The 12,543-nt window shown below is 64.5% G+C and carries 8 protein-coding genes and 2 pseudogenes; 6 read left to right on the forward strand and 4 right to left on the reverse strand.

Annotated elements, in window-relative coordinates:
• From AWC08_RS22855 to AWC08_RS22870, 4 genes and pseudogenes are all read left to right on the forward strand, one after another.
• Nucleotides 1-3,604: non-ribosomal peptide synthetase (locus AWC08_RS22855; RefSeq protein WP_142283739.1), on the forward strand; the 3,604-nt coding region annotated here is incomplete at its 5' end.
• Nucleotides 3,601-4,303 (forward strand): annotated as a pseudogene (locus AWC08_RS22860) (ABC transporter ATP-binding protein). The gene AWC08_RS22855 and the pseudogene AWC08_RS22860, both read left to right, overlap by 4 nt.
• Nucleotides 4,300-4,689, forward strand: a complete 390-nt coding sequence (locus AWC08_RS22865) for a hypothetical protein (protein ID WP_065136120.1) — start codon at nucleotides 4,300-4,302, stop codon at nucleotides 4,687-4,689. The pseudogene AWC08_RS22860 and the gene AWC08_RS22865 overlap by 4 nt, the downstream one beginning before the upstream one ends.
• 108 nt (nucleotides 4,690-4,797) lie before the next feature.
• The gene (locus tag AWC08_RS22870; RefSeq protein ID WP_142283740.1) at nucleotides 4,798-6,630 is read left to right on the forward strand and encodes an ABC transporter permease; all 1,833 of its coding nucleotides are present in this window, start codon (nucleotides 4,798-4,800) and stop codon (nucleotides 6,628-6,630) included.
• Between the two features lie 41 nt (nucleotides 6,631-6,671).
• On the opposite strand, the gene AWC08_RS22875 is transcribed toward AWC08_RS22870, so the two are convergent.
• Nucleotides 6,672-7,502, reverse strand: a complete 831-nt coding sequence (locus tag AWC08_RS22875; protein WP_069435279.1) for a YHS domain-containing protein — start codon at nucleotides 7,500-7,502, stop codon at nucleotides 6,672-6,674.
• A gap of 1,077 nt (nucleotides 7,503-8,579) precedes the next feature.
• Between AWC08_RS22875 and AWC08_RS22880 the strand changes: the two genes are divergently transcribed.
• Nucleotides 8,580-8,981: a MerR family transcriptional regulator gene (locus AWC08_RS22880; protein ID WP_197419784.1), complete on the forward strand. Its 402-nt coding sequence runs from the start codon at nucleotides 8,580-8,582 to the stop codon at nucleotides 8,979-8,981.
• Between the two features lie 462 nt (nucleotides 8,982-9,443).
• Nucleotides 9,444-9,776 carry a four-helix bundle copper-binding protein gene (locus AWC08_RS39870; RefSeq protein ID WP_082658451.1) on the forward strand — a complete coding sequence of 111 codons (333 nt, stop codon included), beginning with the start codon at nucleotides 9,444-9,446 and terminating at the stop codon, nucleotides 9,774-9,776.
• A gap of 97 nt (nucleotides 9,777-9,873) precedes the next feature.
• Here AWC08_RS39870 and AWC08_RS36680 read toward each other — a convergent pair whose 3' ends face one another.
• From AWC08_RS36680 to AWC08_RS38485, 3 genes and pseudogenes are all read right to left on the reverse strand, one after another.
• Nucleotides 9,874-11,382, reverse strand: a complete 1,509-nt coding sequence (locus AWC08_RS36680) for a DUF7159 family protein (protein ID WP_055577116.1) — start codon at nucleotides 11,380-11,382, stop codon at nucleotides 9,874-9,876.
• Between the two features lie 508 nt (nucleotides 11,383-11,890).
• Nucleotides 11,891-12,178: an anti-sigma factor family protein gene (locus tag AWC08_RS39700; RefSeq protein WP_371934623.1), complete on the reverse strand. Its 288-nt coding sequence runs from the start codon at nucleotides 12,176-12,178 to the stop codon at nucleotides 11,891-11,893.
• Nucleotides 12,179-12,276: 98 nt separating this feature from the next.
• Nucleotides 12,277-12,543 (reverse strand): annotated as a pseudogene (locus AWC08_RS38485) (hypothetical protein); the annotation flags it as partial.

Consider the following 12,543-nt stretch of genomic DNA (forward strand, 5'->3'; position numbering starts at 1 on the left):
GCACCATGTCCTCTTCGACGGGTATGGCGCCTACAATTTCATCCGGCACATCGCGGCCGCCTACTCGGGATCGGTCGCGGACACCTCCGACGTCGACTTATCCGAGTTTGCGTTGATCCGCGACGCCGACCAGAAATATCAGCAGTCTTCACGCAGCCACGCCGATGCCGAGTATTGGCAAAACATCCTGCGCGGTACCGTCGATGTCACCGACTTGGGCGGGACGCGGACGTCAGTGGCACCCCGCCACCCGCAGATGCGCGAACTGGCGTGCCGGCATCTTTCCGAGAACAACCAACTCGATGTCGCCAGGGTTATCGCGACGATGGCAGTGTTCATCGCGAAAACCACCGGGCGACAAGATGTCTCCATGTCGCTGCCGGTCTCGGCGCGCACGACTGCGGCCTTGAAAAAGGCTGCGGGCATGGTGGCCAATATGGTGCCGCTGCGCATCTGCGTCGAGGATGGCGACACCATCGGCGAACTGACCGATCAGGTCGCCAAGGCCTTGGTCGGTGCGCTTCGGCATCAACAGTTTCGGCGCTGGCCGGACGTCATCGCCGGGGCCACCCATCTCGACAATCTCGATTTTGGCCCGATCATCAACATCCTCGATTTCGCGACCCCGTTCGAATTCGGGCCTTCCGAACCGGTGTACAACATCTTGACCAACGGGCCGATACACGACATAGCGGTCAACATCTATCCGCGGCTGGGTCACGGCGCGCCGCGAATTCAGTTGGCCTGGAATCCCGATCGCTACAGCGCCGACGACATCACCTTGCACATAACCCGTCTGGAGTCACTCTTCGACCGGCTGCTGGTGGCCGATGCGTCGGTGGTGGTGGGTGAGGTGTCGTTGCTGGATGGCGGGGAGTGTGAGTTGGTGCTCTCGGGGTGGTCGGGGGCCACGGTGGGGGCGCCGGTGGGGCTGGTGGGGCAGGTGTTGGCGGCGGCGGTGGCCGCCGATCCGGAGGCGGTCGCGGTCATCGACGGGGACCGGCAGGTGTCTTATCGCCAGCTCGATGAGTGGTCGACCCGGTTGGCGCGGGTGCTGATCGAGGCCGGGGTGGGCCCGCAGCGGGCGGTGGGCGTGGCCCTGGATCGGTGCGCGGAGCTGGTGGTGGCGTGGTGGGCGGTAATCAAGGCCGGCGGGATCTATGTGCCGGTGGACTCGGCCCACCCCGTGCAGCGCCTCACCACGGTGCTGGACGCGGTCGAGGCGGTGTGCGTGCTGACCCGCGGCGCGGACACCGTGCCCGGCGCCGGGGGGCGCCCGGTGCTGTCCCTGGACACCCTCGACCTCGCCGATCGCCGCGCCGAGGCGATCACCGACGCCGAGCGGCTGGCGCCGCTGCGCGTGGGCGACACCGCCTATGTGCTGTTCACCTCCGGCTCCACCGGCACCCCCAAAGGGGTGGCGGTCGGCCACGCCGGCCTGCTGGGGGTGGCCGCCGCCCAACGCGAACTGTTCACGGCCGGCCCCCGGGCGCGGATCCTGATGGTGGCCGCACCCACCTTCGACCTGTCGATCTTCGAATGGCTGTGGGCCGCCGGATCGGCGGCCACCCTGGTGGTGGCCCCACCCCAGGCCTACGCCGGCCACGCGCTGACCCACCTGCTGCACCAGCAGCGGGTCAACGCCGCCATCCTGACCCCCACCGTGCTGGCCTCCCTGGACCCGACCCCACTGACCGAACTGCACACCCTGATCGCCGGCGCCGAACCCTGCCCGCCGGAGCTGGTCACCACCTGGGCGCCGGGGCGGCGCATGTTCAACGCCTACGGCCCCACCGAAGCCACCATCTGGGCCACCTGCACCACCGCCCTGTCCCCCGGACAGCCCATCACCATCGGCACCCCGATCCCCGGAGTGTGCGCGCTGGTCCTCGACACCCGCCTGCACCCGGCCCCCATCGGGGTGGTCGGCGAACTGTACCTGGCCGGGCCCGCCCTGGCCCACGGCTATGTGTGCCAACCGGAATTGACCGCCGAGCGGTTCATCGCCAACCCCCACGGCACCCCCGGGGCGCGCCTGTACCGCACCGGGGACCTGGCCCGCTGGACCCCCCAGGGCAGCCTGCAATGCCTGGGCCGCACCGACACCCAAATCAAACTGCGCGGCCAACGCATCGAACTCGGCGAAATCGAAAACGCCCTACTGGCCTGCCCCCACGTCACCCAAGCCGCCGCCACCATCCACCACACCCCCACCGGCACCGACCACCTCATCGCCTACATCGGCCCCGCACCCCTGGACCCCACCACGATCCGCCACCAACTCAGCCGGCGGCTACCCGCCTACCTGACCCCCACCCACGTGATCGTGCTCGACGAATTCCCCCACACCCCCTCGGGCAAGCTCGACCGCAACGCCCTGCCCCCACCGGTGTTCACCCCCACCAGATACCGGCCACCACACACCCCCACCGAACACATCATCGCCGACACCTTCGCCGAGGTCCTGGGCCTCGACCGCGTCGGCCTCGACGACAACTTCTTCACCCTCGGCGGAGACTCACTGCTGGCCACCCGCGCCACCACCCGCCTCCAACTCGCCCTCAACACCGAAATCCCCATCCGCACCCTCTTCGACACCCCCACCGTCACCGACCTCGCCAACCACCTACACCGGCGTACAGATTTCACCTCTGTGCAAGAAGTCGTTCCGGTCCAGACCCTGAAGAAGGGTTCCGGCGTTCCGCTGTTCTGCATTCATCCAGGGGGCGGGATAAGTTGGCCATATCACGCTCTTGGCAGCTATTTGGACTGTCCGATCATCGGGATACAGCAAATATTGCAGCCCGAGGAAGCCGCACCCCGGTCACTTCGCGATATGGCGAGAAACTATGCCAACAGGCTGCAAGCGGTTTATCCGACCGGTCCCTACAATCTTCTCGGCTGGTCGTTTGGAGGCGTCATCGCCCACGAAGTGGCGATCGAGCTGCGGCGGCGCGGATATGTCGTCGCATACCTCATCCTTCTCGACGCCGATCCCACTATCGACAGCCTCCAAAACCACAGTTTAGACGACTGGCGGAAGCAGCTAGAAGCCTTGCGGCTCTACGACATAGGGCTTCCGGAGGTGAACGAACCGCTTACCTACGAGCAGATCGACGAGTTTGCCCGAGAACAGGGCCCGGCAGAATACCCTCGCTATAGACAGCTGCTGGATATGTTCGTCCAAAACGTCACGAGTGGTATGTCGTTGTATCGAACTCACGAACCCGCGGTCTTCGACGGTGATGTGCTCATTATTTCCGCTGCGCGGGAGGCAAGCGATCGGGGCGCGTCTCTTCAGCGAAGGTGGCGGCCGTACGTTGCCGGCAATATCACCGTGTATTCGGTCGACGCTACACATCAAGAAATGCTGACTCACGGATCGCTGGATATGTACGGCGAAAAACTGAAGGATTCATTGACGCGAGGTGGCGCATCCGACGTTTCCGATCCCGTGTGCGTGTCGGACCAGTTTGTTGCCTGCACGACGCCCGACGTCAGGTGGTCGCGTGCCGGTCTCTGGACTGCCGGGAGGCATGTCCACGAGGGCCAACGCCAAGGGGCGACGCACTCGTCAAGCGAATGTTCCGGGCATGCGTTATGAGCGGACATTCCCCGTCGTCGGACGACACCGCATCGGCTGAGGCAGCGGTAGCCTCTGCGCCTCCCGTGTTAAGGCTTGAGGCGGTGAGCCGAACCTATGGCTCCGGACCCGCAGCGGTGGAGGCGCTCAAGGACATCGACCTCGAGTTTCAGTGCGGCGAGTTCGTCGTGATCCTGGGTCCGTCCGGTTCGGGCAAGACCACGCTACTCAATCTGATCGGCGGCATCGAAGCGCCCACTGATGGACGGATCTTGTTGTCAGGCAACGATATCCAACCTGGTGGGGACTCTGACGGCGCAGGAGAACGTGGAGATCATTGCCGAACTCGCCGGCGGACATTGTGCTCGGCGCAGTCGTGAGGCGCTTGCGAAAGTCGGCCTGGCCGACCTCGCCGACCGGTTTCCCGGGCAAATGTCCGGTGGTCAGCAGCAACGAGTAGCGATCGCCCGCGCCATCGTCAAAGGGCCGCCGCTGTTGCTGTGTGACGAACCGACCGGCAGCCTCGACCTGGCCACGGGGCGGCAGGTGCTGGCGGTGCTGCACGAGTTGGCCCGGGAAGGCGGTAACACCGTCCTTTTGGTGACGCACAATTCCGCGATCGCCCAGATCGCCGATCGCGTGGTGTGGTTGCGCTCGGGAAGGGTCGCCCGTCAGGAGCGGGTTGGTGCCCCACTGCCGGCGCAGGAACTCGACTGGTGAACCGTATCTTGCTCCGCAAGGTGCGTCGGGACCTGGGGCGGCAACGTTCACAGTTCCTTGCCGCGGCATTGGTGATGGGCATCGGTGTGGCGGTCTTCGTCGGGGCCACAGACGCCTATGCCAACTTGAAGCAGTCGTTCGCCCGGGTATACGCGACGCAACTGCTGCCAGATGTGGTCATCACCGGAACCGGTGTGTCGGGGTTGTACGAGAGTGCCCTAAAACTTCCCGGCCATCCGGAGGTTGGCCTTCGACAACAGGCCGACGTGAGTATCCGCATCAACGGGCGCACCCTGTTCGGCCGCGCGGTCGGCGTGCCCGTTGAGACCCAACCCCCGGTATCGAAGTTGGCACTGCGATCCGGTGTTCTGCCGCCCCGCGGCTAGGTTCTAGTGGAAGAGCACCTCGCCGCGCATTACGGTCTGCACCCGGCGAGCACCGTCGAACTCCTCGGGCCGTCCGGCTGGCATCCCGTGTCCGTTTCCGGATCCGCCGTGTCGACAGAATATTTGTGGCCGGCCCGCTCCCGGGCGGAGACCGTGACCACGCCGGAGTACTTCGGCGTGGTGTTCGTGCCGGCACCAGACATGGTTGAATTCGCGGCCCAGCCGGCGGACCAGCTGCAGGTGTATGCACACGATCGCAACCAAGCAGCCGCTTTGGTCAGCGCGGCAACGGAACTGGGTCGCTCGCATGGAGTCATCGTGACGTCGCGCGACGAGCTGCCGTCCTACAGTTCCTTGCGCGACGGCATGGAATCGGTACGCAAGTTCGCAAGATTTATGCCGTGGGTGTTCCTCGTGGCAGCGGTGGTTGGGACGCATGTGCTCTTGTCTCGACTAGTCGCCGCTCAACGAGCCGTGATCGGCACACTGTCGGCCAACGGAGTGTCCGGCCGAAAGATACTCGGCCACTACCTGACGTACGGTGTGGCCGTCGGCCTGGCAGGGGCCATGGCCGGGATGATCGGCGGCTACCTTCTCGGTGGCTGGTATACCGCCCAATACACCCAGACGATGGGACTGCCGCTGCGGGCGACGTCGGTGTACCCGAGCAGTCTGATCGTCGGAACCGTGGCCGGCGCTGCAGCATCCGCGCTTGCCGCCTGGGCCCCGGCGCGCGCCGCATCGCGGATGAGCCCGGCGGAAGCGATGAGGATTTTGCCGCCACGCGTGCGCGGCGGCGTGAGCGTCGCGGAACGACTGCTGCCGCCGCTGGGGCGTATGCCTACTCGCTGGCGAATGACATTGCGCGGCATCACCCGCAACCGTCGCCGCACCATCCTTACCGTCGCCGGGGTCATCAGTTCGGTATGCCTCGTAATGGTGTTCGCCGGATTACGCGACACCGTCAACGGCGTCATCGACCGACAGTACGGAGAGGTCGAACTTCAAGACGCGCAAGTCATTACCGCCGCAGGCAGGGCCGACGCCGTCGCGAGTGCTCTACGAGCCGACCCGCAAGTCGCTGCCGCAGAACCGTTCACCCGGCTGGATGTCACGGTGCAACACCGCGACAACCGTTCCGACACCCTGCTGATCGGCTTGGCGTCGGCAACCCAGATGCACCGCTTCACATCGGGCCCGTCGGGCCGCAGTCTTCCGCCCGACGGCGTGTTGCTGGGAGAGGGCCTGCGGGCGATTCTCGGCGTCGCCGTCGGTGACCGGATCTCAATAACGAACGCCCAGAACCAAATTCGTCTTGACCTACCCGTCGCCGGCTTCGTCGACGAGCCGATGAACCCGGTCGTATATGTCTCGTCCACCCAAGTGCCCGCTCTTGCGCCGTCGGGCGTTTTGCTCAAGCTGGCTCCCGGCGTCAACCAGAACGTGAAGCGCCAGGATGTGATGGCGTTGCATGGCGTGGCCGCCTACGTGCCCACCGAGTCGATCTCAGCCACCATCCGCAAGGCGTTCGCCCTGTACAACGTGCTGGTTGCGCTGACCTTGTTGTCAGCGGGTGTGATGGCCATGGCGCTCCTCTATAACGCGATGTCGGCCAACGTCAGTGAGCGCACCGGCGAGCTGAGCACGTTGCAGGCCGCCGGAATGGGTGCCCCTCTGCTGGGCCGACTGGTGGCGGTCGAGAATATGACGCTCGTCGCGATCGGTGTGCCGGCCGGCCTGATCGCCGGGACGTGGCTCGCTGAATGGTTCATGTCCAATTACGTGACGCAGGGCTATCGATGGCACCTGATGATGCACACCACAACTCCGCTACTCGTCGCCGCGGCCGTCTTGACGGCCGCACTGTTGACGGCCATCCCGGCGTTTCGCGTGATCGGGCGAATGGACGTCGCCAAGGCGGTGCGTGAACGGACGCTATGAGCGCGACCTCGACGGTGCTCCGGAGAAATCGGAGCCGACCTTCACGTGCTGGACGGCAGATACCGGTCGGGTTCGGCGTCGTAGCTGTCGAGGCACAGCTGGGAGCAGAAGTACAGCGTCTGCCCGTCGACGTCGCGGTGCCCCGCGGCGCGGTCGATCAGCAGCTCCATTCCGCAGACCGGGTCGGCTGCCGTGACGACGTCGGTTTCGCTGTCGCCCAACTGCCACCGCGCAGGCTGTGGCTGGTTGACGCCGTAGTCGGACGCCGTCGCGTCGGTGCGCGCGCGCCGCGCGGGATCACGCGTCGGAGGCCGCAAGCGGCGGGTCTCCACCTCCCATACCCAACCGCTGACGGTCACGTGGTCGGGAATCAGCGGATGGTTGTCAAACACTTCGATCGTCTTCAACAGCGTCTCGTCAACGTCGTCCATCATCCCGAGCCACTTGGCGAAAGCCCCCTCGTCAAGCCTGAGCTCGGGCAGCGTCGGGTCCAATACGGGATGGCCGGTGTCGATGCCCTTGTCTTTGAAGTAGGCCTCGACGTCTTCGGCGTTGGCTGACAACATCCCACACTGGGTGTGCTGGACGATGACGATCTCAGTGGTGCCGAAAAAGTTCGTCGACAGCATCGCTGATCGAATCGCGTCGTCACTGACGATCCCGCCGGCGTTGCGGAAACAGTGCGCGTCTCCGTGGCCTATGGGTGAATCAACCTGGATGCCCAGTGCTTCGTTGATTGGCAGGCGCTCATCCATGCAGGCCAGCACCCAGAGTCTGCGGTCGGTGTACCCGAAGCGGCCGAACCGACGCCGCTTGGCCCAATGCTCGTAATCCACGACCTTCGCGGTCAATTCGTCCTTCAACGTTCCCACCGTGATCACCCCTCCAGTCGATTCGATGAGCAAATTGCTGACAGAGCAACGTCTTCAGCCTTGCGCGATCTCCACGACTCAACTAGGGCACTAAGTCCTGAACTGGAGCATCTCAGGCTCCATGCAGGAATTGTGTTGTGCGACGGAGGTCATTCTCCGACCTGATGGTGTGCGTAGTGCCTGGACGCTCCTGTGCGGTCAGTTAGCGTCGTTGGCGTTGCGCCAGGCTTGCCAGGTGCCGGGGCGGAGGCGGCCGCGGTCGGCAAGTGTCTGTGCCGAGTCTCACGGCCAACCAGCGTCGGCCGACGTCGTCCAATACCATCGTCGACAGTGCTGTCGCCTCGCCGCGAAGGCATGCGGCCGCCACGCACCTAGTGGGGCGGGACAACGTGGTTTCACTCTGAAGGGCAACGGGTTTCGGTGCCAATGCGGGCGCAGCCGACTTGCCTGCGGCTACAGTAGCGATCACATGGGTCTTCGCCTTTCAGTAGCACCGCCGCGGCATGGGATAGTATACCCGGGTGGGGCATTTCATATCTCGGAACGACAGCTAGGCGCACATGCAAACTCTTGCGAAAGTGCAATGCACGAGCGCGATCAGCGTGACCGCGCCCCGGCATCACCCGCGAACAGTGCGTGTCCGCGGTGCTGCCGAGGCCCCCAAGAGTTCGGGCATCACCCGTGTCAATAATGCGCTCTTTCGCCGGCAGGTACCGATCGCGAGCCACCCGCAGGCGAACTGCGCTCAATCAGAATGCACTGGTACAGAGAGGTTCTCGCCTCGGCGGATGAGATGCGGTCCACGGCCGGGGAACAACTTCGCGACAAGTCACCACAGAGGATCGTCGGGCCTCCCCCACTTAGCCGCAAAAGCCCGCGAGGGTACTGAACTACGCCGTGGCAGTGCGATTGAAGGACGGCCCGCAATCGGCGAGCTGATCCCGCCTCGCCGGAACTCCTCGACCTCTGGGGGAATTCTCGCCGAACGCACAGCGGCGCGCAGCAACCGCATACCCGTCACCAGCGACTATGGCGGGGAATCGCAGACAAGAATGGAAACCTTAAATGGTTATGACAGTGAGCGCCGCCGCACAGGCAGCCGGAGTAAGCATCAAGGCGATTCGGCTATGGGAGGCCAAAGGTTTGGTGCCACCAGTGCCGCGCACTGAGGCCGGCTACCGGCTCTTCACCGAAGACGACGTAGAACTACTCCGTTTTATCCGCCACGCGAAATTACTGAACTTCTCGCTCGACGAAATCAGGGAAATTTTGGATATGCGCCGCGGCTACTGTGCCCCCTGCGGGCGTGTAGCGGCCATCCTTGATGCACATATCGCCAAGGTGGACCACGCGATCATGGAATTGCACCGCCGACGTCGCTGGCTGGCGGATGCACTCGCCACCGCACACGAGTGCAACCACCAATCGGAGGACAGGGTGGTGGGTCAGATCATCAAGAAGGCTGCCGCCCCAAATTGAGCCCTCTCGCTCCGTGATCGAACCGCTCGTCTCGGCGGCGCCGGCGATGACGGACTTGCGGGACTAGCTGATGCAGCGCTTGACCCTGCCCTAAGGGCAGCCCTTACGTTGAAGATCGACCGCCGGCGATGGAGTCCGAGAGCCATATCTACGGCGGGAATCGGCTGTCGATTCGATAGCCCGCGAGCAAGGATGTGGCGATGGCGGTGGCGACGGAAGCACACAACGCTTGGAACTTCAGTGGCCTGGCATTCCTCCCGACGCTGCAAGGACACGTCCGACTGGTTGCAGTGTGCGGGGTCGGTTATCGGCAGCCTGGTCTGAACCGGCTTCCCACGAGTGCCAGTCGACGCCGTGATACCTCCACGGACGATGAGACTGGTGAGCAACCGAAGCTTCCCCGGCACCTACTGCCAGGGGGGAGAGAAACAGAGAATACCGATCCGAGAGGAAACGATCCTGATGGCTAACAACCTCGTTGACCAATCAAACCGCGCCTGTATCGACGCGTGCAGCGACTGCAGCCAGGCGTGTGAGGCATGTGCGTACACGTGTTGTGTCGGCGAAGCCGCCATGGCGGACTGCGCCCGACTGTGCCTCGATTGCGCCGCCATCTGCCAGACCTGCACCAGCCTGCTCGCCCGCGGCTCCAGTTGGGCAGCCAAGCTGTGCCAACTGTGCGCGGAAATCTGCGACGCGTGCGCGGCCGAGTGCGAGAAATTCGATACAGAGCATTGCCGCGCCTGCGCGAAAGCCTGTCGAGCCTGCGCTGAACAATGCCGCGCAATGGCCTAGCATCGACTCCCGGGCCCGCCCGCACGCCGGATTCAGCTGCGGGCGTGGCCTTCTCAAAGATAGAGAGCTTACCCACCTTCTCCTAGCTGGTCACAAATCAATGCGTGAATCCCGGCAGACCCGGAATTCCCGGGATCAATCCGCCTCCCCCACGGCCTTCACCGCCGTGACCTTCGCCACCGCGATCCCCACCGCCGCGTCCCCCACCTCCATGCCCAGGAGGACCAAAGATCGGTGGCAGCGGGACGATGATGGGCGGTACGGGTAAGGGGGGCGGAGCTGCGGGAGCCACCGGCACCGGAGCAGGAACCGGCGCTACCGGCACCGGAGCCACCGGCACCGGAGCGGGAACCGGAGCCACCGGGGCCGGAGCGGGAACCGGAGCCGCCGGCACCTGGACCTCTGGAGCAGGCGCTACCGGCACGGGAGCGGGAGCAGGAGCAGCGGGGACCGGAACCTCAGGAGCCGGAGCCGCTGGGGCTGGAACAGCCGGAGCCGGGGCCGCAGGGGCCGGAGCTGCCGGCACTGGCGGGGCCTGCTTCGTTGGGGTAACCATGTTCTGGCCGGGGCTGGGGTGCTGATTGTTCATCGGCCGGACGCTGATCGCCAGCGCCATCACCAGCGCGACGACCCCGACCACGAAGACCGCTATGAAAGCGCTCCCAGGCAGCCAAAACAACTTGCGCCCTTGCTCATCGGCATCAGCACCGGTGTCGGCCACCGGGCCGGTGATCGAGTTTTGCTGGCCCCGGACGGCCGTATGTGTGTCGGCTTCGTCGTCGGCGCCCGCATTGTAGGCGACGCCCTCGTCAACCGGCCCCAGGGTGTCCGCGACGGAAATCGGCGGAGGCGCAATCGCATTCGGGTCCAACATACCGGAATCAGGATCCTGGGCATAAGCCATCGCTGCAGTGGACGACGCGAACAACGGTGCGTTCGCCGACGCCAGCGCCGCGCCGCGGGCGAGCGCCGTTTCCGGCTCCTCGGGTGCGTACAACGGAAGTGAGGTCGCGGTCTGCAGTACCGGTTTGATCAGCGGGACATCCACCCCAGAACCGACCAGGAACACACCATCCGGATGTTCGTCCAGCGCCTCAGCGTCCGAAACCAGCTGAACCAGCTCGGCCATGGCCTCGTCATCATCGTCGGGCAGCGGTCGTCGGTGCACATCGGCTATGGAACCGTCGGCGGTATCGACCACAGCCAACGTCGCGGTATCGGGCTCGACGAAGAGCAGCGCGGTTTGGGTGTAGCCGGTTGCATTGCCGACCGTCTGCGCCAAAGCGGCCGCAGCCAGAAACGCCGATACCAACATGACGTTCTCGATCTTGCGACTGGCCAGCGCATCGCGCAGCGCCGCTGCGTCGAATTGGTCCCTATAGCTGACCCCGGTCGTGAGCAACTGGTAGCCACTCTCGGCGGCGCCTTCTCTGGTACCGAGGATGGCCGAGATAACCTGGTCGACGCCCGCGGAGGGTGCCGCGTCGTCGGTTGATTCGATCTCGAAGTTGTCTTGGTCGACCGTGACACCGTCAGCGTTTTCGCCTTCTACCAGCACCATCTGAACCTTCGAGGGTGCCATGGAAACACCAAGTACGGTATCCATCACTGCTCCAAACTCTGTTGCCAGCCAGCAGTGGCATGCGGCCTACGATGCGACAGCCACACTGCGCCGTTGCCACTAACCTGTGCTTCTGCGGCATCGATGTGATTGGTGTTGCCCCGAGCTGGTCGGCTCGCGGTCGTAACTGTCAAAACGGTTGCCGCGGCTTGGAATTCAGTGACCATACTGCGATCGGCGAGCAGGAAACGCATAGCGCCGTCATCATGGCAACGCATTTCCTGCCCGCTACGCAAGTAACGCGGGACCTTGGGTGATGTAACGAACATTTTTATAACTCTTTCCATTGACCGCAATTCCACGAAAGGTGCAATCAACGCCCCCAAATCAAACGTACGACCACTCGGCGACTGGCTGTAGTGGCCTTGGGCCCTGAAACCTTGCCGTTGGACCCTTATACGCCCAGCCGTGGACTTGGCTCACCGGACACGCCCGCGCCGCCTGCCGTTCGACGCAGGAGCGCACGCATGTGCCTGGCCGAGCATTCACGTCATCAGGTCCGGCCCGTGCCGGTGCGACTCTCCGCGGAACGCGAGCCTCCGACGATCGCCGCCACCTCGCCACGGTTAAGGACTGCCAGAAGTGCTGGCATATCGCTGAGTTCAACAACAGCCTTCCGGCACACCGTGCAGCCGCCCAGATGGGCTTCGAATTCGCGGCGGTCATCTTCCGACAGCGAATCCAGCACATAGGCGGCGTCCCACATCACGTATTCGCTGCACTCGTTCGGTAACTGCCCGCGAGCGCTGTCCGCGCGGTGTAGCTCCACAACCCGCGTCACCGGGGCATCCCCATGCTGTGCACCATCTGTCGCTGCGCTGGCACGGCCAAATGCAACCGATGGAGTGCTTTGCCTAATCAATCGACTCCACGCCCACGTCATGGCCGCCCGCCTTTTCCAGGGAACTCCTCTTCGTTGTGCCCGCCCGAAACCTTCAGGACGCCTTGTGCTTTGGCTGCGGGCTGGGGCGTCAGTGCGGTCGGGTCGACGACACTGGTGCATCGGGTCCAAGACTGCACCACCTGTCGGGTGGGGTCCTCGATGAGGGCCGGCTCGGCGGGGGGCAGGTGGTCGAGCAGGCCGTGCTTGCGGCAGTAGTCGTCGTTGTAGATGGTGTCGAAATACCGTTGTGGTCCGTCGGGGAA

The organism is Mycobacterium gordonae, from assembly GCF_002101675.1.
Classification (GTDB): domain Bacteria; phylum Actinomycetota; class Actinomycetes; order Mycobacteriales; family Mycobacteriaceae; genus Mycobacterium; species Mycobacterium gordonae.

Bases quoted from the DNA above. Each gene is read 5' to 3' on its own strand.
- AWC08_RS36680 (WP_055577116.1), bottom strand. From the start codon at position 11,382: ATGGATACCGTACTTGGTGTTTCCATGGCACCCTCGAAGGTTCAGATG.
- AWC08_RS39870 (WP_082658451.1), top strand. From the start codon at position 9,444: ATGGCTAACAACCTCGTTGACCAATCAAACCGCGCCTGTATCGACGCG.